Raw genomic sequence first — 24881 nt, forward strand, 5'->3', positions numbered from 1 at the left:
TCCTATTACCCCTGAGTATTTTTAAAACGAAGACAATATTCCGACTCGCACTTCTCGTACGGATACTTTTCATCCAGGTACTTTTTGAGTTCAGGAAATTTGTCGTGCATTGATATGTCGTTGATGTTGAACGACCAGAACGTTGTGGAGTAGACGACAACAGAGGGGTCCGACTTTTTCAGATCCGAAATCATGTCCTGCTCGTACACACGCGTGGCATACACCGGATAGATGTATTTGGTGCATGCAGGCAGTCCAGTAACGCCATTGATGATTCCATTATTGGAAAGATCAAACACACACTGTGATCCCGACTCCTTGATCTGACTGGCCGCCCAACGCGCGCCCTCAGAAACCAGAAGGTCGTTCTGCGGTGGTGAGGCCATATGGGGTAGCCACTTGTAGCCGTTTGCAAGAACATTGGGGACAGGCGATTTATAAAGTGTAAAGGCAGCGAGCAATCCAGAAAGAGCGATCAGCGCCATATACCCCAGGGGCTTACGGTTATTGCCGATCAGCACTAATCCAAGCAAGACGGCAAAAAAGGGCATTGGGTTTTTACCAATCAGCCCCAGAAGCAGCATGGCTCCGACAACTATCATGGCTACCGGCTTTTTCAGCAGGACAAATTCCTGCTTTCTACCTGCTTTGCGCAGTTGATCGTAAGAAAAAAGAAAGCTGAGTAACGGTGCCCACATTCCCATCGGCACATGAATAAAGTCTGCTCGATTAGTAGCGACTTTATATAAGACCAGCATTAAGACAGCTAACAGTCCAATAACAGCAAAAGCAGGACTGAAGCGAAACGGCTTAGGCAATGCTTTGAATAATGCATAGTAAGCCAGTACCGTTGGAATGGTCAGCAACGCACTCTGAATGATGAACCGCGGGCTGTGATAGGTCCATTGAGAAGACGTGCTGAGCAGAAAATCGAAATTACGTAGATAATCACTAAGAGAAAAGACTTCAGTCATCAAGGACAATACAAGAAACGTCCCGATGAAGATAACCATGGCATATATGAAACGGCGATCATAGAAGCTCGCCAGAAACACTCCCAACCCTACTGCTCCAAAACCTGTAATACCCCGATCGTACGACCAGAACATGTTGAACGCTGCAGCAACGCCTAAGAGCGTCGCTCTGATAAAAAAATCAGAAGAGCGATTCGCACGTAAACAGAGCAGAAACAGGTAGATTGAAAGTAACAGGCACAGATCGCGGTAACCAACTAATTGGCTGGACACAACCGCGACCGCAATAAGTGTCAGTAGCTCATATTTACCGCTCCGCTGCACGAACAGTGACGCTATTAGGTAGAACAGCAGTGCAGCGCCTAAATTGCATAACGCATAAGCGACTTGAGTATAAAGGAAATTATTATTCAGCCCACTGAGATAGGTAGCGGCCCAAGCAGGTAAAAAGTCGAGCGCACCATGAATAGTAAAGGCATGCTCGCTAGCTTGGCCGTGCAGCATGCCAGGCAAAGTGGCAAAGAACTCACCCTGATGAAAGGGATCGACGATGGTTCCTGGGCCTAGAGTGAAAAAGCTAACAAAAGCAAAAGCGAATAAAGCGAAAAGCCCAAGCCAACGGACCGACCTAGCCGGAGCAGCATCCGCAAAATTTGTCGCATCAGTGGATGGGTTCGGCATCTAGCTTCTCCAGAACATCAAAAATGTTATCGATCTTTCCACCTAGAACCGAGTAACAATTTGGCAGTTGGGCATGTTGTTCAAAAAGAATGGGCCGACCATCATCGCCTTCATTTTTAACAAGAATGGTTTTTACTTCGAAAAGCGAGTCCCGATATTGAACATTGGCAACGGGTGCCATGTAGCGCGCTACATCCCGAATCATGCGATCAACTCGCGTGTCACGATGATAATGCTCAAGTCGGTGATAAGGGTCGACGTCTGGTGCATCATTCCATTGCATATGAGGGGTATATCGCACGTGGGAGAGCGTGTGCAGCCCTCTCGCTGGAAACGGCATCATGGAGAAGAAGGGCCCGTCCATCACTGTAACGCCCAGCCCTTTAAGGGCATCCGGCATCTCAACCAGGGCCATTTCTGTCAGCTCATGCTTTAACTTAGTCTGAGTACCTGGAAAATCCCCAGTAAACTGATTCAAACCACTGTATGTGCAGTTAAAAATAAACCGCGTGGAACGCTCAATTGATTTTCCGTCCTGCTCATAAGTCACCGAAAGCGACTCATTGCCCTGACGGTGAATAGATTTCACTCTGGTATTAAGTAAGATCTCTACCCCAATTTCGTCGAGTTCGCGCCTTGCCTCTCCTGCCAGCTCTCTAGAATTAAATGCGTACTCTTCCGTCAGGTACACAGCCTCGATAAGCCGTGGTTCAAAAAGCTTTTCCACTGAAGCAGGGACAGGTTCAAGCTTTGCACCAATTTCATGGCAAAACCGCTCAAACTGCTTAGCTGTAACTTTGGAGTTATTTCGAGCTATGGCGTAAAGCTTTGTAAAGTTCGTGACTACTGCGTCAGGATAATCTTTTATAAAGCGAGGCAAGTTAACTCGGCTTCTGAAGGCCGTCGTAAAACTACGCGGATAGTGATAGCCGTTATGCACACGGGCCTGATTATTATAAGACGCACGATTGAGTAAAGCAGCCTCCCGCTCAATCAGTGTCACTGCCTTGAAGCCCCGCATCTTCATCAAATACAAGGCAATCATGGATCCGTAAAAGCCGCCACCAATAACAATAGCATCCTGCATGACGTATGCCTTAAGCCATATTAGAGGTAGTAGCGGTCACTGCGGACGACTGCTGATTACTGACGACTTCAATGTTGAGTTTTTCACGCCGCGTCATAATCGCGCTCGTGAATTCTTGAGCGACATGGTAAGCAGGCCCCTCATTTGTCCGGGTAGCCACTTGCAGGATGTATTCACCCAAGACCAACAGTACAAGGGATAGGAGGAAGAACATGCCCGACTGCTGCAGAGATAATGTTACCCAGCCTGGCGCCACGTCAGACTTAAGCAGACCCACTGCAATAACATAGATAGAGTAGATAAGGTTAGCAGCGGCTCCAAACATACAAAGCATGTTAACCAAGCGCATAGGCGCACGAGTTGTAGAAATCAGCAGCCGAATTCCACGCTCGATACTGTTTCCAAGACGCTTTCTTTGAGCAGCTTTAGGCGTGGAGCTATAGGTTAGTTTGGTTTGCGCAAAACCTGCTGTCGCTGGCAAATGACGATAGGTCAAGGCAGGAACGGGGTGCTGCAGGATGAAATTGACCACACGTTTGCTCAGTAAACGATACTGAGGAGCATCGTTTGCAAGGTCGACGCCACCCATCCGCTTATACAGAGAATTAAAGCCAGAGAAGCAGGCCTTGTAGGCCACCGTACGCTTAGGCTTTTGGGCATTAGCCGCAAAAACGACGTCACTTCCCTCTGCTGCTTTTTCGAGCATCTCAGGCAAAAAGCCGATATCGTCCGTTAGCGGGTCAATAACAGCCACATAATCGCCCAGGGCATTCTCCAAACCAACCCAGCAGGCTGTGTCCGTGTCGACCTCTTTAGTTAGGGCATACACTTGTAGGTTTGGCAGCCCCTTTTCACTGGTCAACCCCTTCAGCATAGCCACGCTATCATCAGTAGAAGCATTATCGACAATGATCAGCTCGTAGTCACTCACCAGTGAAGCGATGATGCTCGCTGCATTAGTCAATGACTCTGCAAGCTCCCTAGACTGATTACGAACAACAAAAACGATTGATAACAGGACGGGATAATAAGACATTCACGCTTCCTCTCAGAGAGCCCAAGTGGGTTGATCCATATTCAGCAAAGCTGTTTAGATAAACTTTAATATTGCGGCTTCATTAAGAATGGGCGCGACATAACGAACAAACCATCACAAGTCAACTAAATTGACTACGTGAGTAAAACAAGTTCATTGTTGGGCTCTGCTTGTTCGAATCTTTATCGAGGCCAACACGCTCAGCCCAATGAGCACCGGAATAAGATAGCTTATAATTAAGGAATAGTGATAACCCCTTAACGCTAGCGCCAGCGATAGATTCCCACTCCTACCGAAGGTTCCCCGCCGACCTGCCAACCTCATCACATATTTATATATCAGTCATAGGATGAGTAACTATTAATATCACTTTACTATAGAAGCCATATTATTGGTTGACATAAAAATGAAAGGATAAAGCGTCACGTATAAATAATATAAAAGACCATAAAGTCTAATTTATGCGCTGATTAGGAACACGAAGACTAGATACGAGTAAGATACAGCAGATTTGATGGCGTCCCAGGCGAGGTTCGAACTCACAACCTTCCCCTTAGGAGGGGGATGCTCTATCCAATTGAGCTACTGGGACCAAGTGATTTGCACTGGAGCAGAATGTTAACGATAAGAAAGCTCTTTGTCATGCGTTATGTAAAACCTGCCCTCTAAACACCGACATTCCCAAAAATCATTGCTAAGCTTCTCATAAGCACTGATTTTTTAGGTAAGCGACTTTGCTTTTTTTGAAAATTGTCACTAAATTGACGCCAATAAGATCACGCCATGAAGGTGTTGAAATCAAATAACAAATATTGTCCCAAGCTTTATGAAAGCCTTGTTGGCATCGTCCTTGACCACTTTAGATGAATGTACTCATGACTCAGGCAATTAGATCGTACTCCAGTCGCACAGCTGACAAATTCGTCGTCCGCCTTCCTGAAGGAATGCGTGAGCGTATCGCCGAAGTTGCACGCAATCATCATCGCAGCATGAACTCTGAAATCATTGCTCGACTGGAGCAAAGCCTTATTCAAGAGGGAGCTATTGATACGGACCCCAGCATGCGCCTTGATAGTCCGGAGCTCAGTGCTCACGAGCGTGAACTACTGCAGCGCTTCAGGCAACTCTCTGGGCGTCAGCAGAACGCCCTGCTTTCTCTTATTGCCAATGATGTCGAGTCATCACAGGAATAAAAATCTTGGTGGCGGATCAGGCACATGCCCTGATCCGCCACTCACAGCTATAGAAGGAACATTGTGGCAAGACCAAGGAAGATGAAAAACCCTCCACTGTCAGTCATTGCCGTGATCAAAACACTTGATCCCATCGCAGGGTCCCGCCCAAACCGCTGCAACGTCATGGGAATCAGCACACCCATAAATGCGGCCAATAATAGATTCAACGTCATGGCAGCGGTCATGACCACTCCCAGCGACCAACTGTCATAGAGATAATAAGCGATTACGCCAATCACCCCTCCCCAGATCAGTCCATTAAAGAGCGCAACACCTAACTCCTTCCGCAGCAGCCTCATGGTACTGCTTGCATTAAGCTGACCTAATGCCATAGCACGCACAATCATGGTAATGGTCTGATTGCCGGAGTTTCCACCAATACCTGCAACAATAGGCATCAAGGCTGCCAGCGCTACCAACTTTTCGATACTGCCTTCAAAAAGACCGATGACCCGAGAGGCAACAAATGCTGTCACCAAGTTTGTAGCGAGCCAAGTCCATCGGTTGCCAATCGACTTCCAAACAGAAGCGAAAACATCTTCGTCCTCACGAAGACCTGCCATATTGAGTACTTCGGACTCACTTTCTTCACGAATCAAGTCCACCATTTCATCAATGGTCAGGCGGCCTATTAACTTCCCGTTCTTATCAACAACAGGTGAGGAAATAAGATCGTAACGCTCAAACGCCTGGGCTGCCTCATAAGCATCGTTATCAGGGTGAAACGCTACGGGGTCGTTAGCCATTACCTCAGCGACTTGTTTCTCAGGATCGTTGACCAAGAGACGTTTAACAGGCAGAACGCCCTTTAATACGCCATCATAATCAACAACAAAAAGCTTGTCCGTATGACCTGGCAACTCTTTCAGGCGACGCAAATAACGAAGGACAACCTCAAGCGTGACATCATCACGAATGGTCACCATCTCGAAATCCATCAACGCGCCGACTTGATCTTCCTCATAGGAAAGCGCTGAGCGCACTCGTTCGCGCTGTTGAGCGTCTAGAGCCTCCATAAGCTCATGAACGACATCACGAGGAAGATCCGGTGCCAGATCCGCCAACTCGTCGGCATCCAACTGCCCTGCTATTGCCAGGATCTCCTGATCATCCATGTCAGCAATCAGCGTTTCACGAACAGAGTCAGAGACCTCTAGCAGGATATCGCCATCACGCTCAGTTTTAACAAGACTCCAGACGGTCAGACGCTCTTGAAGTGGTAGCGCCTCAAGGATAAAAGCGATATCTGCTGGATGCAGCTCATCCAAACGACGACGAAGCTCGGAAAGCCCCTCTTGATGCAATGCCTCATCGGGCTGAGCAATCTGCTCGTCATGAGAGGGGCTTTCTACGAAGCGATATTGATGTAGCAGCTCAACGACTTGCGCCAGTCGCTCCTGCAAACTTTCCTGCGGCTTTCTTGCTTCCACTTCACTCATAAGCGCACTCCATCCCCGACAACGGAGCGCGCTGCGGGAATTAAATCTTTAATAAACGAAACGGCGATCGAAATTTGTTAGATCGGGGTATGTCCATGGAAAAGGTCCACGAGCCCCGGCGGGGCTGACAAGCGGAATAATAGCACTGCATGTGCTGAATCGGCGATGTAAAACAACTAAAAAACAATTATTTGGCATTCAATCTTTGTGCCTAGCCCGTGCTTAGCAATCGAACTGCGCTATGAATCACAGCGGCATAGAATGCCCTGCATTACCCTATCCATTAGATGTCATGGAGGACAGCTATGTACCGCAATCCTGTTACATTCATGTGTTTGGCAATACTGTTTTTTTCACATACAGCTACTGCCACAACCGTATTTCGGTGTGTAAGCGAACAAGGTCGTGTTAGTTTTTCTGCAAATGGTTGCCTTAAAGAGGAAGCAATCAATCATCAAGAAATTAAAAATCCAAAACCTGGCGGCTCCGGACTCAATCTCTCGATAATGCCGCAATCTTTACTTCAGCCCTCGACGTCTAAAAATCAATTGCCTGCGCCTCAGGAACCAGCGATTGCAGGAGCCAAAGAAGCAACTTGCCTGAGCACACTTTCTGGATCAGAGAGAAGAACTGCGATTATTCAAAAGAAAGTTATAGCAGGCATGACGAGAGAGGATGTTGAAAGTGCACTGGGAAAACCAGACAGAATCACCGAGCACAACAGCCGCGCCCGCTATCACTACGTGACACAACACAAAAGACATTCACGTACTGTTAGTTTTGACGATTCAGGGTGTGTTAAGTAGCAAACAAAAAGCCACACCCTGACGGTGTGGCTTTTGAGTGTTAAAGCACAGCTTTGGGATACGACCCCAAGACTTTTAAAGCGACTGTATCGCTATTAATTTTTTCCAGTACATCCTTGATAAGAGGATCATGCTGGTGGCCGATAAAGTCTATGAAGAAGACATACGTCCATTTTCCACTGCGAGATGGACGCGTCTCAATACGCGTTAAATCAATGTTGTTTGCATGAAAAGGCATCAATAAGTCATGCAATGCGCCTGGCTTATTGCGAGTCGATACAATGACAGACGTTTTATCATCGCCGCTAGGCGGAATTTCCTGATTGCCGATAATCAAGAAACGCGTAGAGTTGTCCGGGCGATCTTCAATTTTTTCGTGTAGCTTGGACAGGCCATATAAAGATGCAGCCATATCTCCAGCTATCGCAGCGCTATTCCATTCGCTTTTGACTCGTTTCGCGGCTTCAGCATTACTTGAAACAGCAACCCGTTCAATATTTGGAAAATAAGCATCCAGCCATTTGCGACATTGAGCCAGAGACTGCGCATGCGAATAGACACGCGAGATGCTGTCTGTTTTTGTTGCTTCGCCTATAAGCAGATGATGGTGGATACGTAGCTCCACCTCACCACAAATAACGAGATCATGCTCCAGGAAGCTATCCAGCGTGTGATTAACGGCACCCTCTGTTGAGTTCTCAACAGGAACAACACCGAAATTCACAGCACCGGCTGCAACCTCACGAAAAACCTCATCAATAGCCGCCATTGGCCGTGTTTTTACGGCCATACCGAAATGCTTGAGCGTAGCAGCTTGCGAGAACGTACCTTCCGGCCCTAAATAGGCGACTTTTAGCGGCTCCTCAAGCGCAAGGCATGAGGACATGATCTCTCGAAACAAACGAGCCATGTCTTCATTGCTCAACGGGCCCTGGTTGCGCTCCATTACCCGTTTAAGCACCTGCGCCTCACGCTCCGGCCGGTAAAAGACCGGACTTTCGCCCTTGTCTAGCGACTTCATCTTCACGCGAGCCACATCCTGAGCACAACGAGCACGCTCACTGATGAGCTCCTGAATCTTTTCATCCAGACTATCGATGCGCAGGCGCAGGGCCTTGAGCTCTTGTTCAGCCATAACTTAACCGTGCTCCTTTTCGAACTCAGTCATATAAGCCACTAGAGCCTGTACAGCCTCAAGACTTACTGCATTGTAAATAGATGCACGCATGCCACCCACCGAGCGATGCCCCTGGAGATAGAGAAGACCGCGCGCTTCGGCACCTAACAAGAATGTCTTATCTAGACGCTCATCTGCCAGACGGAAAGGCACGTTCATCCAGGAGCGATCGTTCGTGGCAATCGGGTTCGTATACATCTCACTGCCGTCGATGAATCCATACAGCAGCTCTTGCTTTTGACGATTGATCCGTTCGATAGCAGGCAGTCCACCCTGGTCTTTCAGCCACTGAAAAACTAGGCCAGATAAGTACCAGGAAAACGTCGCTGGCGTGTTGTACATCGAGCCATTGTCTGCTTCGACTTTATAATCGAGCAGTTTGGGACAAGATGAGCGTGCACGCCCCAGCAGTTCTTCCTGAACAATAACCACAACCAGGCCACTGGGTCCGATGTTTTTTTGCGCACCCGCATAAATCAGACCAAACCGTGACACATCGAGAGGACGTGACAACAAGTTCGATGATGCGTCAGCCACTAGAGGAATATCACCGACTTCAGGAATCCAGTTGTATTCAAGGCCGCCAATGGTTTCGTTGGGAGTGTAATGAACATAGGCTGCATCATTGGAAAGCTGCCATTCATTCTGCCCAGGGATAGCTAGGTAATCGTACTTTTTCGCACTAGCAGCGACATTAACTGCGCCATAGTTTTGGGCCTGTTCGATAGCCTTGCGCGACCAGATCCCTGTGTCGATGTAATCAGCTTTTCCGCCCTCAGGAAGCAGATTTAGTGCGATTTGGGCGAACTGCAGACTTGCACCACCCTGCAGGAAGAGCACCTTGTAATCCGAAGGAATTACAAGCAGATCCCGCAGGTCTTGCTCAGCTTTCGAACTGATCGCAGTGAAGTCATCACCACGATGGCTCATCTCCATGACAGATAAGCCACGCCCCTGCCAGTCGAGCAAATCAGCCTGAGCTTGTTTCAGTACCGCTTCCGGCAAGGCAGCCGGGCCAGCGCAGAAGTTATACGCTCGCTTGCTCATTACTCATCGTCCTCATTAGGCATGTCGTCAGAGGGAACATCATTAGCACCCGGCAGGACATCCTCGTCGCCTGGCTCTTCGCTGACTACAGGAAGCTCTTTATCAAGCAACGCCTCGTCAAGCTCACCCTCATGCTCGATCAGCTCTTCATCAACCGAAGGCTCTTGCACACGCTCAAGGCCTACCAGCTTCTCGCCGTTGCCCAGCTTGATCAAGGTAACCCCTTGAGTGTTACGCCCCTGAAGCGACACCTCATCAACACGCGTACGCACCAACGTGCCCTGATCGGAAATCAACATGATTTCCTCGCCTTCCAATACCTGAATAGCACCAATCAACGGACCGTTACGCTCGTTGGCAACCATGGCTATCACACCTTGGCCACCACGACCGCGCTGAGGATACTCAGCAATAGCGGTACGCTTACCATAACCATTCAAGCTGGCAGTCAAAATCTGCGCCTGTTCCTCTGGAATCAGCATGGAAATCAGATGCTGCCCATCACCCAGACGCATACCGCGCACCCCACGAGCCGTACGGCCCATCGTGCGAACATGACGCTCCTTGAAGCGAATGACCTTACCGTTATCGGAGAACAGCATGACCTCTTGAGCGCCATCAGTAATGGCTGCTGCGATCAGGCTATCACCCTCCTCCAGCTTCAGAGCAATCAAGCCATTGCTACGCGGACGGCTAAATTGCACTAACGGCGTCTTTTTGACTGTACCGTAAGCTGTTGCCATAAAGATGTAGGATCCAGTCGGCTCGTCTTTGCCACTGTCTTCAGCGCCGTCTTGGCTCTCGTCCAGCTCAGCCTCATCCTCAGGCGTCACCTCTTCGATTACATCGTCCTGGTCACCCAGGTCTTCATCTTCAGGTGCTTGCTGACGCACGGCCTCCAAATCCACTGGCAGCATTGCTGTAATGCGCTCGCCTTCAGCCAGGGGTAGAAGATTTACAAGCGGACGGCCCCGAGCAGCGCGGGAAGCCTCTGGAATTTCATAGGTCTTTTTCCAATACACCTTGCCGAGGCTGGAGAACAACAACAGCGTGGTATGGCTATTGGCAACCAGTAGATGCTCAATGTAGTCGTCGTCTTTCACGCCTGAAGCGGAGCGACCACGACCACCACGACGCTGGGCCTGATAAGCATGCAAAGGCTGGGACTTGGCGTAGCCACCATGGGAGATAGTAACTACACGATCTTCTTCCGTGATCAGATCAGCAATGGTCAGGTCGACTTGAGAAGCAACGATCTCGGTACGCCGTGTATCGCCGAACTCAGTCTTGATCTTTTCCAGCTCCTCACGGATGACTTCCATGAGACGCTCGGGGCTATTGAGGATTCGAATCAATTCCCCAATCTGCTTCAGGATTTCCTGATACTCGGCCAGCAGCTTTTCATGCTCAAGGCCAGTCAGACGATGCAGTCGCAGATCAAGAATGGCCTGAGCCTGTTCAGGAGACAGCCAGTACTTACCTTCACGAAGGCCATACTGCGGATCCAGATTTTCCGGGCGGCAGGAATCAGCGCCAGCGCGCTCTACCATGGCCTCGACAGCACTGGACTCCCACCCCGTCGCAATCAGCCGCTCTTTTGCTTCAGCAGGCGTAGGAGAAGATCTGATCAGCTCAATAACCGGATCGATATTAGACAGCGCAACAGCCTGACCTTCAAGGATATGGCCACGCTCGCGTGCTTTACGCAGTTCATAGAGGGTTCGACGGGTAACCACCTCGCGGCGGTGCCGAATAAATGCCTCAAGCATGTCCTTAAGGTTAAGGACCTTGGGTTGGCCATCTACCAGCGCGACGATATTGATACCAAATACTGTTTGGAGCTGTGTTTGTGCATAGAGGTTATTCAGCACAACCTCAGCTACTTCACCGCGGCGCAATTCGATTACGACACGCATACCGTCTTTATCAGACTCGTCACGCAGTTCAGTAATACCTTCGATCTTGCGCTCTTTCACCAGCTCAGCAATCTTCTCGATCAGGCGAGCCTTGTTTAGCTGGTAAGGAAGCTCGGTAATGACAATCTGCTGACGAGTACCTGACTTGTCGATGTCTTCAACGCCCGCACGTGCCCGCACATAGATGCGCCCACGCCCAGTACGATAAGCCTCTATGATCCCGGCCCGGCCATTGATAATACCCGCTGTCGGGAAATCAGGCCCCGGGATGTATTGCATGAGCTGGTCAATGGTCAGCTCACTGTTCTCGATCAGAGCAAGACAGCCATCAATTACTTCGGTCAGGTTGTGAGGCGGGATATTGGTAGCCATACCTACCGCAATACCGCTAGAGCCATTGACAAGAAGGTTGGGGACCTTTGTTGGCATGACAGCCGGAATCTTCAAGGACCCGTCGTAGTTGTCTACCCAGTCGACGGTCTCCTTGTCCAGATCCGCCAGGATTTCATGGGTCATCTTGAACATACGGACTTCGGTGTATCGCATAGCGGCTGCAGAGTCGCCATCAACCGAACCGAAGTTGCCTTGACCATTCACCAGCATGTAGCGAAGGGAGAACGGCTGCGCCATACGTACAATAGTGTCGTATACCGCGGAGTCACCGTGTGGGTGGTATTTACCGATTACGTCGCCCACGACACGGGCGGACTTGAGATAAGGCTTGTTCCAATCGTTGCCTAGTTCACTCATGGCATAAAGCACACGGCGATGCACAGGTTTCAAGCCGTCGCGCACATCCGGCAATGCGCGTCCGACGATTACGCTCATTGCATAATCGAGGTAAGACTGTCTGAGTTCGTCTTCAATATTGACCGGGAGGATTTCTTTGGCCAGTTCGCCCATGAGAAGCCTGGTTCCTTAGTTTCAACACCCTGCGGGAAAGCGGTAAATACTACCACAAACCAAGGGTTGCCTGCGGTTCCCCGCAGGATATGTGTGAGTCGTTTTAAGCTGAAAAATCAATGCAACCGCTTGCGATTCATAAGCGCGGCCATTTTCTCGGCGGTAGGTCGTTCAATGACCCCCCGCTCAGTCACAATCGCATCAATCAAATCGGCCGGTGTTACATCGAAAACAGGGTTTATGGCATCCACATCTGCTGCAATCCGAACGCCACCAATCTCGAGCAGCTCTCGTCCTTCACGCTGCTCGATGGGGATGTCTTCACCGGACATCAGATTCATATCAATGGTTGAGCTTGGTGCCACAACCATAAAGCGCACACCATGGTGCATAGCATTGACAGCCAACTGGTAAGTACCAATTTTATTGGCCACATCACCATTGGCCGTGATTCGATCAGCTCCTACGATGACCCAGGAGATATTACCGGTTTTCATCAGATGAGCTGCCGCCGCATCGGCATTCAATGTGACTGGAATCCCCTCACCGGCAAGTTCCCAAGCAGTCAGACGAGCCCCCTGCAGCCAAGGACGTGTCTCATCAGCAAAAACCTTATCTACAAGCCCCGCTATGTGAGCCGCACGAATGACGCCCAGGGCAGTACCAAATCCACCCGTAGCCAGCGCTCCGGTATTGCAATGGGTCAAAAGCGTCTGAACGCCATCACCATGCTTACGGATCAACTCGACCCCAAGCTGTGCCATGGTCAGATTGGCTTCACGATCACTTTCGTGAATGGCAATAGCCTCCGCCTCAAGGGCCAAGAGTGCTTCTTCACCAGGCTTGAGTCGCTTCAGGCGCTCCCGCATCCGGTTAAGCGCCCAGAACAAATTAACGGCCGTAGGACGGGAATCAGCGAGCATTCGCATATCTTCATCCAGCGTCTGCAGCCAGTCTTCCCCCGACTGATGACGCATGCGAGCGCCTAACACCACACCATAAGCCGCACTGATACCAATCGCCGGCGCGCCTCGCACTACCATTTGCTTGATAGCCTCAGCCACGCCCGCTGCTGAGTCGTACGTGAGCCAGATTTCCTGCATAGGCAACAAGCGCTGATCCAGCAGATGCAGCACACCCTCTTTCCACTCGATAGCCTTGACCTTCTCTGCGGCCAGAAGTCGCTCGCGCATGATCACCCTCATCGCCTGAAACAAAACGTCAATTATACAGGGGTGACACATACCGCTGTGACAGGACATCGCTAATACGTGGGTTTATGGACGCTTTTATCGATAATCTGGCATGCCTGAGTCCCGCCATCAGGCTGACGCCAGTTATACTTTCATTTATTTGTCTTCAGGAAGTCTTTTCATGCCCGACACCGTAGCACTCGATCTGCTCCTTATCCCCACCTGGATTGTTCCAGTGGAACCGGCCGGGGTGGTACTGACTGACTACGCCATAGGCATAAAGGATGGACAAATTGCTGTACTTGCTCCCTGTTCGGATTTGCGACGCTATCAAGCTGCCGAACGGGTCGAACTGCCCGGCATGCTATTAAGTCCAGGCCTTATCAATATGCACGGTCATGCGGCGATGACATTGTTCCGTGGCCTTGCAGATGATCTTCCGCTCATGACCTGGTTACAAGAGCATATCTGGCCTGCTGAGGCCAAATGGGTAAGCGAAGATTTTGTCCGCGACGGGACTCGACTGGCGATTGCCGAACAGATCAAAGGCGGCATTACCTGTTTTTCAGATATGTATTTTTTCCCGCAAGTGGCATGCGAGGCTATCCACGAGTCAGGAATGCGCGCGCAAGTTACCCTGCCAATCATGAACTTTGCTGTTCCTGGCGCAAGAACCGCAGATGAGTCCATACGCCGGGGTCTTGAGCTGTTTGATGATTTAAAGCTGCATGAGCGCATCAAGGTTGCCTTTGGCCCTCATGCCCCTTACACCGTGAGCGATGACAAGCTGGCTAATGTTTTGATGCTGGCTGACCAGCTTGATGCGTGCATTCACATGCACGTCCACGAAACGGCTGGAGAAGTACAGGAAGCCATTGAAAAAACAGGAGAGCGTCCACTTACACGCTTACGCAGGCTGGGTCTGCTTGGGCCACGCTTCCAGTCGGTACACATGACACAGATCGATGAGGAAGACCTGGAAAACCTGGTTGAGACCAATACCCATGTTATCCACTGCCCAGAATCCAACCTCAAACTTGCCAGTGGTTTCTGTCCGGTCGAAACGCTTTGGCAGGCGGGGGTGAATGTTGCCATAGGCACGGATGGCGCAGCCAGCAACAACGACTTGGATCTTCTAGGCGAAACGCGTACTGCAGCCCTCCTCGCCAAGGCAGTCGCCAGCTCCGCAACCGCACTGGATGCACACAGAGCCTTGCGAATGGCTACGCTTAACGGCGCCCGCGCGCTGGGCCTTGAGCGCTGCCTGGGCTCACTGGAAGTGGGTAAGGCTGCCGATATGGTTGCCTTTGACATGAACGGACTGGCCCAGCAGCCTATTTATGATCCAGTGTCCCAGCTCATTTACGCCAGTAATCGTGACTGCGTGAAACACGTTTGGGTGGGTGGACGCCCCGTGTTGAAAGACGGCAGTCTGACCCGAATAGATGAACAAGAACTGATAGAGAACGCACGTGCGTGGGGCCGGAAAATAGCAGCTCGCTAACCAAGCGCCCAATCAGCTGTAGGCTCATCAGGCAGATGCCAGACCATAAAAGCATCTGCATAACGAATTTAGAGAATGGAGTGTAATGGATGTCCAACGTCGATAATGCCGAGATCGCCAAATTCGAAGCCCTCGCTTCTCGCTGGTGGGATCGAGAAAGTGAATTCAAGCCGCTCCACGACATCAACCCACTGCGCGTCAACTGGATCGACCAGCATGCCAACCTTGCCGGCAAGAAAGTGCTGGATGTCGGTTGCGGTGGCGGCATCCTGAGCGAAGCCATGGCTGTGCGCGGTGCAGACGTCACTGGAATTGATATGGGCGAAGCGCCCCTTTCAGTGGCGCAACTCCACCAGCTGGAGTCTGGAGTCCCTGTCAGCTACCGCCGTATCACTGCTGAGGACCTGGCGGCTGAAGCACCAGGCACATATGACGTCGTTACCTGCATGGAGATGCTCGAGCACGTTCCCGACCCAGCATCTGTGATTCAAGCATGCAAGACGCTGGTCAAACCGGGCGGCCATGTCTTTTTCTCCACGATCAACCGCAATCCCAAATCCTATCTGTTTGCCATCGTAGGCGCCGAGTATGTCCTGCGCCTGCTGCCACGCGGCACTCATGATTTCCGCAAGTTTATTCGTCCATCTGAGCTAGGCGCATGGTGCCGCAATACCGGGCTAAACGTGCGGGATGTCATTGGCATGACGTATAACCCCATCACCAAGGTCTACAAGCTTGGCAATGATGTCGACGTGAACTACATGCTACGCACCGTTCGCGAGGAGTAATAGGATGCGAATCAAAGCGGTCCTGTTTGATATGGACGGCACACTGCTCGATACGGCACCTGATTTCATTGCCGTCATTCAGGCCATGCGAGCGGATAGAGGCTTACCCGCTGTCAATGAAAAGAGTGTTCGTGACGTGGTTTCCGGTGGTGCACGAGCCATGGTTGCCAGTGCATTCCAAATAGATCCTTTAAGTGATGCCTTTGAGCCGTTGCGCCTGGACTTTCTTGAGCGCTACCAGCATCACTGCGCAGTTCACTCACACCTATTCGAAGGTATGGCAGAGCTACTGGCAGATCTTGAGCGAGCCCGCGTGACGTGGGGCGTGGTTACAAACAAACCCGTCCGTTATGCAGAGCCCATCATGCAGGCCCTCGGCCTTGCAGAACGATCAGCCGTTTTAATCTGTCCGGATCATGTCACACACAGCAAACCTAACCCTGAGCCTGTTCTGCTTGCCTGCAAACAGATCAACATTGATCCACAAGCTGTCATCTTTGTAGGTGACGACCGTCGTGATATCGAATCTGGACGTGCGGCAGGTACCAAAACAGCAGCGGTGAGGTTTGGGTATATTCATCCTGACGATAACCCTGCTTACTGGGGTGCCGATTTGGTAGTTGATCATCCACTTGAGCTGCGTGATGCCTTAGACCGCGCTATTTGCGGCTGTTAAAAAGTAAGGCCGCTCGCAGGGGCGGTCGGGAGTTACGATGTTTGAATACACTGCGCGCCCAGATCTTCTTAAAAATAGAGTCATCCTTGTTACAGGCGCTGGTCGAGGCATTGGACGAGCAGCTGCGAAAACCTATGCCGCCCATGGCGCGACGGTCCTTTTATTAGGAAGGTCCGAGGAAAACCTAAACGCGGTCTATGATGAGATCGAAGCCGCCGGCCATCCACAAGCCGTTGTAGTTCCTTTCGACCTTGAAACAGCGCAGCCCGAGCAGTTCGAAGAACTGGCTGCAATGGTTGAAACGGAACTTGGCCAGCTTGATGGTCTTTTACACAATGCAGGCATTCTGGGACCTCGCGCCTCTGTTGAGCAGACAAGCGGGGAAGCCTTCATGCAAGTCATGCAAATCAATGTCAACGCTGTCTTTATGTTGACGCGCGCCCTACTACCACTACTCAGGCAGTCAAAGGACGCTTCGATTGTCTTTACATCAAGCAGTGTAGGTCGTAAAGGACGTGCTTATTGGGGAGCATACGCCGTTTCGAAATTTGCCAATGAAGGCCTTATGCAAGTAGTTGCTGACGAAATGGATGGCACCGCAGCAGTTCGCGCCAACAGCATCAATCCCGGCGGAACCCGAACCGATATGCGCGCCCTCGCCTATCCAGCTGAAAATCCTACGCGTAACCCAACGCCTGAGGAAATCATGCCGGTGTACCTTTATCTGATGGGACCTGACAGCGCCCATGTGAATGGGCAAGCGTTCGACGCTCAGGGCTAAGAAAGCGGAAACGAAAAAGGATGAACATGGAGGGTGCTCATCCTTGAATCAATTAGCGGCCGGCGCGTGACTCGCGGATATAGAAACGCGCCTTCTGGGCATTTTGAACACACCCATTATAAGCTTCGACCTGCTGTTGAGTCTTGGCTGTTGAGATCAGGCCCAATGCCTTGGAATAGCTGACCGTTCCTGCAAACCCTTCAGTCTTGGCTATATCCAGCTCTTTCCAGGCAGCACTCACTTCAGTCGCACAGCTATCTCGATTAACTGTTTTGGCTGCACAACCAGCAAGCACCAGTGCTACGACAGGCATCATTGCAAGATAGCGATTCATGACTTGACTCCTTCAATGGATAAGTAAATCCAGCGCACTAAAGACCGCTTTTTAACTAGCCTGTTCAACGGTTTACCTTGAGATAGGTCACGACTTCCTGCTGGTTCCCAGCAAAGAGAATGCGCCCTGACTTGTTCTCGCGCTGATAGGCATACATAGGATCGTAGTACTCGGCCAATAACGCTCGGATCCACTCGCGATGCTGTCCTACATCGCCACTGGACAACTGCACAGCCAGCGCTTCACCCATGATTTCATCCAGCCGCTGGTAACGCTCGCCCCCAAGCCTTTTGGCAATATTCGAAAGACTTTTGCGAAGCTGCTCGGCAAATAAGCTGAAGCCATTATCCTGGCCATGCTCACGGCTGAACTCGGCCGCCAGATCAACCACATAATCCTTGAGTATCCGCTCGACACGGCCTTCTAGCGTATCCTCTAGCCATACCATCGGAAAATGCTGCATAGCCTGGTGTAGTTCAAAAGGCAATGAACAACGCCCGATCAGCCGCGATTCGTCCTCTAGTACAAAACGTCCCTGTCCATTGGCACGACGCTTCAACAAGTCAATGGCGAGACTGTTCTCAAAATCAATTTGCGATGGCTGTAGCGTCGCGCGCTTACCAAAGCTTGAGCCACGGTGGTTGGCATGTCCCTCCAGATCAACGCTATCGTCGAGCTGGGCGATGACTTCTGTCTTGCCAGTCCCGGTCATCCCACCCACCAATACAAAACGACACTCCTCAACCGCTTGAAGCAGTGACTCCATGAGAAATGTACGTAAGGCCTTATAACCACCGGCTACTCGTGGATACGCAATACCCGCCTCGCTAAGCAGCCATTGTTGAGCAATTTGCGAGCGAAGCCCTCCCCGAAAGCAGTACAGGTAACCCTCTGGGTTGTTCCGTGCAAAATCAGCCCACGCCTGAATACGCGCTTCCTTTATCCGTCCAGAAACCAGTGAATGCCCAAGCTCCAACGCTGCCTGCTGGCCTTTCAACTTATAACAAGTGCCAACCTTCTGCCGTTCAACATCGTCCATCAGCGGCCGGTTAACTGCACAGGGAAACGCGCCCTTGGAATACTCCACAGGTGCGCGTACGTCCATCAGTGGAGCGCCTGAAAGGAACAGGGAGCGATAATCCCGGGCGTCATCACGCATCAATACACCTCGACCGCATGGCGCTGTCGATCAATCATTTCACCAATTGGCTGAAGCGACAGACCTAACTCATTAGCCACTGATATAAATTCAGACTCATCCTGTGGATCGACTGCAATCAGGAGTCCACCACTGGTTTGGGGATCACATAAAAGCAATTTCTGTTGTTCAGGTAAGGAGGCGATACGATCACCATAGCTGTCAAAATTACGCAGTGTGCCTCCAGGCACACAACCCAGCTCCAGATATTGCTCAACCATAGGCAAGCGAGGAACCGCGCTGTAATCGACTCGAGCCGTCAGACCGCTGCCATCCGCCATCTCTACCAGGTGCCCTAGCAGGCCGAAGCCCGTCACATCTGTCATTGCCTTGACACCAGCCAATTTACCAAAGCGGCTGCCCGGCTTGTTGAGCTGACACATCCAGTCCCGCGCGACCCCCTTGTCTTCCTGGCGCAACTTGGATTTTTTCTCAGCTGTAGTGAGAATGCCAATGCCAAGCGGCTTGGTCAGAAACAGCTTGCAGCCTAGCGAAGCAGTGTCATTGCGCTTCATGTTTCGCTTTTCGACAACGCCTGTTACGGCCAAACCAAAAATAGGCTCAGGCGCGTCGATGGAGTGTCCGCCAGCCAACGGTATACCGGCTTCGTCGCATACCTTACGCCCTCCGGCTACGACCTCACGTGCGACCTCTGGCGCAAGCACGTTAACCGGCCAGCCCAGGATTGCGATAGCCATCAGGGGGTCACCGCCCATGGCATAGATATCGCTGATGGCATTAGTGGCCGCGATTCGCCCGAAATCAAACGGATCATCCACGATTGGCATAAAGAAATCCGTTGTAGAGACCACGCCACGCTCAGCATCAAGCGCATATACCGCCGCATCGTCCCTTGAGGCATTTCCCACCCAGAGATTTGGATCCAGATGCTGGGCCCCACTGCCGGCTAGGATGATTTCCAATACCTTAGGCGATATTTTGCAACCACACCCGGCTCCATGGCTGTACTGGGTAAGACGAATAGGCTCGGACATAGATACTCCGCTAAAAAGCTAAGGCTTTCATACGCGCGAGGCGCGCTTACATGAGAAACGAGTAAAAATATTCTAACAAAGCCTGGGCAGGATCAGGTTCCTGACAGTGCCATAAATCAAATAAACCAAGCCAGCATACGCTTGTGAGTTAGCCGGTTCGAGACCTTGTAAAGATTGAGATTATGGAACTGACAGCATACTTAGGAGGACAAAATGTCGCGAAATAGCTGCTACAACCAAGCACCCAAGCACCCAAGCGATGAGTATCAATAATTTTAATCCACAGAAGCTGTGGATAAGTTCGTGGAAAAGATGGTGGAAAGCATCGCGACGCCAGTAGCCATGCGACCTTTAACTAAACTGTCGCTTTTTTAGACAATTCATAAATTCTCTTCCTTTTCAGGCATTTATATTTTTTAAATAGTGTTATGCGTGCTGCCATGCCTACTTGACATTACGTCAGACTGTGTTTTAGCAAGGTGTGCATATCTCATTACAGTAAGACTACAGCCTGTTCTGCCAGCCCCTTTCAGGTAGGATGAGCGCGTTTTATATTTTGGATTATTCAATGCCTGTTTCATCAATCGAATCCAGCTCAGTACCCGCCCGCGCGTGGCTACTCCTGCTAGGCCTCTTTCTAGTAGCACTCAACCTCAGGCCAGCGTTGTCGAGCCTTTCGCCCTTACTTCGCCAAATCGAAGCCTCGACGGGTTTATCCAGCTCTGCTGCAGGACTACTAACCACTGCGCCAGTACTTTGTCTCGGCTTGTTCGCCCCACTGGCACCTCGCCTTTCTCGCTGGCTAGGTAGCGAAAGGACGATACTGGTTATACTGCTCACATTGGCTGGCGGTATTGTTTTACGTAGCCTGCTTCCACCTACCGGGCTCTTCATAGGGAGTCTTCTTGCCGGAGCCAGCATTGGCATCATCGGCGTTTTACTCCCTGGCATTATCAAGCGGGATTTCCCAAAGCAGGCTGGCATGCTTATGGGGGCCTATACCATGGCGCTTTGCCTGGGCGCCGCACTTGCTGCAGGTGCAACCGCTCCGCTTGAACATATGTTTAATGATCTTTGGCAACCCGCTCTAGCCTTCTGGGCCATTCCAGCAATTCTAGCCGCTATCGTCTGGTTGCCGCAGGCTCGTGCCAATCATCACGCCAATAGCCAGAAATGGTATGTGGTGGGCCTTTGGCAAGATCGATTAGCCTGGCAAGTTACCCTGTACATGGGGTTGCAATCGTCACTTGCATACATCGTATTTGGTTGGCTGCCCTCAATCCTGATAGATCGAGGCCTAAGCGCTGTAGAAGCTGGGCTCATGCTGTCAGTTTCAGTGCTGTTGCAGTTACTGACTGCTCTTATTACCCCCTGGCTGGCCACACGCGGCAAAGATCAACGCCTGGCTATTATCCTGGTGCTAAGCATGACACTAACAGGACTTCTTGGGTGCCTGTACGGCTCGCTTGGCAGCCTCTGGCTCTGGGCATGTATCCTGGGTCTTGGCCAAGGCGGGACGTTTAGCATTGCATTGGCTCTTATCGTATTGCGCTCGCCTGATGCACATATTGCGGCTCGTCTATCAGGGATGTCCCAAGGCGTGGGTTATACATTGGCGGCTATGGGCCCCCTGCTGGTGGGCGTAATTCACGACATGACCCATGGCTGGAACAGTGTAGGCATCCTGTTTATTGGGATTGCTCTTTCGGCTGCACTATTTGGTCTATTGGCGGGACGCAATCTGCATGTACAGGCCAAAAGTCTTCCATTGTAACCAGCCAGAGCGAAGCTAACGTCTTGTTCAGCCTCGCTCAACCCTATGGCTTAGGTGGCTGGTCGGCAGCCCCTGCCATCCAGTCACGGATCAGGTTGTAGGCAACAGCTAGAAGAATAGGCCCGAGAAAGAGCCCCATAAAGCCAAATGCCAGAAGCCCCCCAAACACGCCAAGCAGCACCACCACCAGCGGTAGGTCACCTCCTCGGCTGATAAGGTAGGGCTTGAGGATATTATCAACGCCACTAATAACGAACAGCCCCCAGAGCCCCAGGAATATGGCATATCCGTATTCCTGCTGAAGCACAAGCCAGATTGTTGAGGGGATCCAGACCAATGGAGGTCCAACCGGAATCAGGCTTAAGGCAAAGGTCAGCAACCCTAGCCCCAATGCACCCGGAACGCCGGCGATCATAAGACCTGTTACAGCCAAGACACCCTGGGCTGCTGCTGTTCCCAGAATGCCATTGACGACGCGATGCACGGTACCGCCAACCAGCTGCATATAATGACCAGCCTGTGCACCAATGAGCCTGATGAGCGCTTTCTCAGCCAAGGTAGCCAGCCGTGGTCCGTCTCGGTAGAAGAAAAATACCAGAACCAGACTTAGCGCTAGCTCCAAAAAGCCGCCACCAACACGTGCACTTCGCGCCAGAAGCCAATTACCTACCTGCCCTAAATAGGGTTTTAAGCTGTCAAAGTAGGCAGCACCCCGAGCATCCAGGGCTTGCCATAGGCTGGCCAGCCTGTCACCAATAAGAGGTAGTCGGACGATCCATTCGGGCACTGGAGGCAGTCCACCTACTTGAATGCTACGGATCAACTCGATGGTTCCATGCAAATGATCGGCTAGTCCCATACCAACCCATACAAGCGGTAATGCTACAAGCAATATCCAGCCAATAGTAAGAACTGCAGCGGCTACCGTATTGCGACCGTTGAGTCTACGAGTCATACCTCGCATCAGAGGCCAACTGGCATAAGCCAGTACAGCAGCCCAAAAGAGTGCTGACATGAATGGCAGCAGCACCCAAAGGCAGGCACCAAGCAAGGATAGAAGAAGTATCCTGACAAGCAGGCGGTCATGCTCATACATAGACGGGGGTAACTGAGGAGACTGACCAGCAGGAAGCCGCATAAAAATTCCTAAGATGACAATCGAGTCATGCCCTGCTTAATCGAGTTCCGTTGGATGAGCAGGTGAGGCAATGGCGAGAGCTTACCGCTGGGACAGTCGCCTGTCGCCAGGCAAACACGCTTAGATCAAGGCTGCAGATAGAGTCCCGGCTCACGGCCTGGATCGACCTCAAGGCGGGCCGCTCGTATTCGTCTAGCCAGCAATGCCTTTTCCCACTCACCGGCCTGCTGCCCTCCGATGATAACTCTGGCGCCAGCATCTAAATTAAGGCATTGCGCTATTAGGTCCAGCCAGATTCCGTCTGGTGTGTCAGCTAAGGCCGGAAGATGCAATTCACCATCCTGCCGCAACTGGCGGAGCAAGGTAGCAGGACTTGCCACTAGCGTGCCTAGAGATGTAGAAGCCTCTAGTTGCTCAACATGCAGATAAGCTTTGCGGTTGCCTCGCGTAATGGCATAAAGGGCCAGCAGCGTATCATCATGTGGAGGAGCAAGGCGCAGCAGTAGATAAGCCTGCTGTTCATCTGGCCCATAAAGCTGTGATTTACCAAAAATAGTATTGGCAATGACATTACTGGAACCGCAGTCTCGGCCCTCGCACCATGATAGAGGTATAGCGGACTGCTTATGCAGTACTCTCCGCACCTCATTAAGTGCTACAACGGGGTCATGTCCGCGCGGCAGCTCGTAGGTTAGAGTAATGAGTTCACCCTCAGCCTGAACGCTACTTTCCAGGCGTAACCTTCCTCCAATACGACTGACAGCCCCCTGCGGATACGTTCTCTCGGCAGGGCCGGCCTTTTTATAGTCAACAATTTCAGCATGAGCCGGCCGTGTTAAAACTGGAAGGTCGACACTGCCTGCTATATCCGCCGCCACTGCAGCGCATGTCATAACCCCTAGGCCAAGCGCAAGAAAAAGTCGCATAGTTATTAACGGATCACCCTGTATTGGTTGAAGACATATGATAGACAATGCGCGGAATATGCCCGTTGGGACTCAGACGTAAAACAAGCGGAGCCTTTTGCTCCCTCTTCCCATGATTCAGACACAGACCTGACAGAGTAAATGGAAAGCCTCAAGGGCAGCGGAAACCTTCTGTCATTGGATGTAGCGGTTGTGTATAAATCGATCACCATCGAATCCTTGATGCGGGAAGACTCATCAATACGTCTAGACGAGTCAAGTAGCAGCGAAAAAGCGATTGAAACAATCTGCTACCGCCCTTGCTCCAACCTCCGTGTCCAGGTGCAAATGATGCCCTCCTGGCAAGTGAGTAACTTCACAGGAGTTAAGCCCTTTCAGGAGCGTGTCGATATCCGGGATATTGACAAGCAACCCTTCGCCAGCCACAACAAGACTTGTTGGGCACTGCACTTTATTAATAAATGCTAATGCCTGATCTCTTGTCAGGCGGAGCGTTGCTGGCAAGGTCAGACGGGCATCCGATCGCCATGTATATCCACCGGGGATAGGCATCAACCCCCGCTCCGCCAGTAGCTCGGCGGCCTCCATACTGACCGAGCCTACTCCTTTCAGCCTGGCTTGAGCAGCCTGCTGAACGGTTTCATAGACCGGCTTGCGCTTATTAGGCAAATTGAGCTGAGCGCGCAAGGCATTGCCCAACTTTTCAGGCGCCTCATCTGGCTCGGTCGTATAAGGTAGCAAACCATCGATCAAGGCCAAACGTTCTATGCGCTCAGGTAAGGCTGCCGCAAAGAGCACCGAAATAATCGCGCCGAGTGAATGACCTAGTAGAGAGAAGCGTTCCCAGCCCAGCTGCTCTGCTGCCATCAGTACATCCTGCACATAATCCTGGAGCAGATAGCCAACACCGGCAGGCCGATGAGCTGATAAGCCGTGCCCTGGCAGATCGATTGCGACAATCCGCAAACCTTCCAGATGGGGGGCAAGGCGGGAAAACGTCATAGCATTATCAAGCCAACCATGTAAGGCCAATACAGGCTGCCCATCTTCCGGGCCGAATAAGCGAGCGGCCAGTTCAAGGTGAGGTAGGTTAAGGCGCAACTCCTGTACATGGGCAGTCATGTCTAGCTCTCATGGTTGATTTCCAACTCAGACAATACCGCAAGAGGATAGGCTTCGCAGAAAGAATGGATACAACAAGACTTCCCCGTCGGCCATGAAATACCTATGCATAGAACAGCGGGCGAAGGGCCAGCCATGGTGCGCGTTCAAA

General features: G+C 51.2%; 21 protein-coding genes and 1 tRNA gene. 7 read left to right on the forward strand and 15 right to left on the reverse strand.

The genetic code is table 11. The features are described 5' to 3' along the window. Positions 1-5 precede the first annotated feature (5 nt). From IEX86_RS20705 to IEX86_RS20720, 4 genes are all read right to left on the reverse strand, one after another. On the reverse strand, positions 6-1655 hold the full coding sequence (locus IEX86_RS20705; RefSeq protein WP_188868051.1) for a hypothetical protein: 1650 nt from the start codon (positions 1653-1655) through the stop codon (positions 6-8). Beyond that, complete coding sequence (locus tag IEX86_RS20710; protein WP_188868052.1) at positions 1636-2742, reverse strand: FAD-dependent oxidoreductase; 1107 nt, start codon at positions 2740-2742, stop codon at positions 1636-1638. The genes IEX86_RS20705 and IEX86_RS20710 overlap by 20 nt, the downstream gene beginning before the upstream one ends. Positions 2743-2752: 10 nt before the next feature. Next, positions 2753-3778: a glycosyltransferase gene (locus tag IEX86_RS20715; protein WP_188868053.1), complete on the reverse strand. Its 1026-nt coding sequence runs from the start codon at positions 3776-3778 to the stop codon at positions 2753-2755. 515 nt (positions 3779-4293) lie between these two features. Further along, a tRNA-Arg gene (locus IEX86_RS20720) sits at positions 4294-4370 on the reverse strand. Positions 4371-4653: 283 nt separating this feature from the next. Between IEX86_RS20720 and IEX86_RS20725 the strand changes: the two genes are divergently transcribed. Next, on the forward strand, positions 4654-4971 hold the full coding sequence (locus IEX86_RS20725; RefSeq protein ID WP_188868054.1) for an Arc family DNA-binding protein: 318 nt from the start codon (positions 4654-4656) through the stop codon (positions 4969-4971). 47 nt (positions 4972-5018) lie between these two features. Here IEX86_RS20725 and mgtE read toward each other — a convergent pair whose 3' ends face one another. Beyond that, a complete protein-coding gene (mgtE, locus tag IEX86_RS20730) occupies positions 5019-6452 on the reverse strand; it encodes a magnesium transporter (RefSeq protein WP_188868055.1) in 1434 nt (477 codons plus the stop codon). 305 nt (positions 6453-6757) lie between these two features. On the opposite strand from mgtE, the gene bamE reads away from it, so the two are divergent. Continuing rightward, positions 6758-7258, forward strand: coding sequence for an outer membrane protein assembly factor BamE domain-containing protein (gene bamE, locus IEX86_RS20735; protein WP_188868056.1), 501 nt, complete (start codon positions 6758-6760; stop codon positions 7256-7258). A gap of 40 nt (positions 7259-7298) precedes the next feature. Here the strand turns inward: bamE and pheA are convergent, their stop codons facing one another. The 4 genes from pheA to mtnA form a co-directional block, all read right to left on the reverse strand. Continuing rightward, a complete protein-coding gene (gene pheA / locus IEX86_RS20740) occupies positions 7299-8393 on the reverse strand; it encodes a prephenate dehydratase (RefSeq protein ID WP_188868057.1) in 1095 nt (364 codons plus the stop codon). Between the two features lie 3 nt (positions 8394-8396). Continuing rightward, positions 8397-9482 (reverse strand): 3-phosphoserine/phosphohydroxythreonine transaminase, encoded by a 1086-nt coding sequence (gene serC, locus IEX86_RS20745; protein WP_188868058.1) that lies wholly within the window; start codon positions 9480-9482, stop codon positions 8397-8399. Beyond that, complete coding sequence (gyrA, locus tag IEX86_RS20750) at positions 9482-12301, reverse strand: DNA gyrase subunit A (RefSeq protein WP_188868059.1); 2820 nt, start codon at positions 12299-12301, stop codon at positions 9482-9484. Before gyrA ends, serC begins: the two co-directional genes overlap by 1 nt. Positions 12302-12417: 116 nt before the next feature. Next, positions 12418-13494, reverse strand: coding sequence for an S-methyl-5-thioribose-1-phosphate isomerase (gene mtnA / locus IEX86_RS20755; RefSeq protein ID WP_188868060.1), 1077 nt, complete (start codon positions 13492-13494; stop codon positions 12418-12420). 181 nt (positions 13495-13675) lie between these two features. On the opposite strand from mtnA, the gene IEX86_RS20760 reads away from it, so the two are divergent. The 4 genes from IEX86_RS20760 to IEX86_RS20775 all read left to right on the forward strand — a co-directional run bounded on the left by IEX86_RS20760 (position 13676) and on the right by IEX86_RS20775 (position 17243). Further along, positions 13676-14998 carry a TRZ/ATZ family hydrolase gene (locus IEX86_RS20760; RefSeq protein WP_188868061.1) on the forward strand — a complete coding sequence of 441 codons (1323 nt, stop codon included), beginning with the start codon at positions 13676-13678 and terminating at the stop codon, positions 14996-14998. 89 nt (positions 14999-15087) lie between these two features. Then, positions 15088-15786, forward strand: a complete 699-nt coding sequence (ubiG, locus tag IEX86_RS20765) for a bifunctional 2-polyprenyl-6-hydroxyphenol methylase/3-demethylubiquinol 3-O-methyltransferase UbiG (protein WP_188868062.1) — start codon at positions 15088-15090, stop codon at positions 15784-15786. A 4-nt stretch (positions 15787-15790) separates the two neighbouring features. Then, a complete protein-coding gene (gene mupP, locus IEX86_RS20770) occupies positions 15791-16462 on the forward strand; it encodes an N-acetylmuramic acid 6-phosphate phosphatase MupP (protein WP_188868063.1) in 672 nt (223 codons plus the stop codon). 37 nt (positions 16463-16499) lie between these two features. Beyond that, a complete protein-coding gene (locus IEX86_RS20775; protein ID WP_188868064.1) occupies positions 16500-17243 on the forward strand; it encodes a YciK family oxidoreductase in 744 nt (247 codons plus the stop codon). A gap of 52 nt (positions 17244-17295) precedes the next feature. Here the strand turns inward: IEX86_RS20775 and IEX86_RS20780 are convergent, their stop codons facing one another. The 3 genes from IEX86_RS20780 to selD all read right to left on the reverse strand — a co-directional run bounded on the left by IEX86_RS20780 (position 17296) and on the right by selD (position 19770). Further along, a complete protein-coding gene (locus tag IEX86_RS20780) occupies positions 17296-17577 on the reverse strand; it encodes a hypothetical protein (protein WP_188868065.1) in 282 nt (93 codons plus the stop codon). Positions 17578-17641: 64 nt separating this feature from the next. Beyond that, positions 17642-18736, reverse strand: a complete 1095-nt coding sequence (gene mnmH / locus IEX86_RS20785; RefSeq protein ID WP_188868066.1) for a tRNA 2-selenouridine(34) synthase MnmH — start codon at positions 18734-18736, stop codon at positions 17642-17644. Continuing rightward, on the reverse strand, positions 18736-19770 hold the full coding sequence (selD, locus tag IEX86_RS20790) for a selenide, water dikinase SelD (RefSeq protein ID WP_188868067.1): 1035 nt from the start codon (positions 19768-19770) through the stop codon (positions 18736-18738). Before selD ends, mnmH begins: the two co-directional genes overlap by 1 nt. A 568-nt stretch (positions 19771-20338) precedes the next feature. Between selD and IEX86_RS20795 the strand changes: the two genes are divergently transcribed. Further along, on the forward strand, positions 20339-21544 hold the full coding sequence (locus IEX86_RS20795) for a CynX/NimT family MFS transporter (protein WP_188868068.1): 1206 nt from the start codon (positions 20339-20341) through the stop codon (positions 21542-21544). Between the two features lie 43 nt (positions 21545-21587). On the opposite strand, the gene IEX86_RS20800 is transcribed toward IEX86_RS20795, so the two are convergent. The 3 genes from IEX86_RS20800 to IEX86_RS20810 all read right to left on the reverse strand — a co-directional run bounded on the left by IEX86_RS20800 (position 21588) and on the right by IEX86_RS20810 (position 24730). Then, the gene (locus tag IEX86_RS20800) at positions 21588-22640 is read right to left on the reverse strand and encodes an AI-2E family transporter (protein ID WP_188868125.1); all 1053 of its coding nucleotides are present in this window, start codon (positions 22638-22640) and stop codon (positions 21588-21590) included. Positions 22641-22807: 167 nt separating this feature from the next. Continuing rightward, positions 22808-23608: a DUF4892 domain-containing protein gene (locus IEX86_RS20805; protein WP_188868069.1), complete on the reverse strand. Its 801-nt coding sequence runs from the start codon at positions 23606-23608 to the stop codon at positions 22808-22810. A gap of 255 nt (positions 23609-23863) precedes the next feature. Further along, complete coding sequence (locus tag IEX86_RS20810; protein WP_188868070.1) at positions 23864-24730, reverse strand: alpha/beta fold hydrolase; 867 nt, start codon at positions 24728-24730, stop codon at positions 23864-23866. Between the last annotated feature and the right edge of the window lie 151 nt (positions 24731-24881).

It is taken from the genome of Pseudomonas asuensis, assembly GCF_014646755.1.
Lineage (GTDB): Bacteria > Pseudomonadota > Gammaproteobacteria > Pseudomonadales > Pseudomonadaceae > Chryseomonas > Chryseomonas asuensis.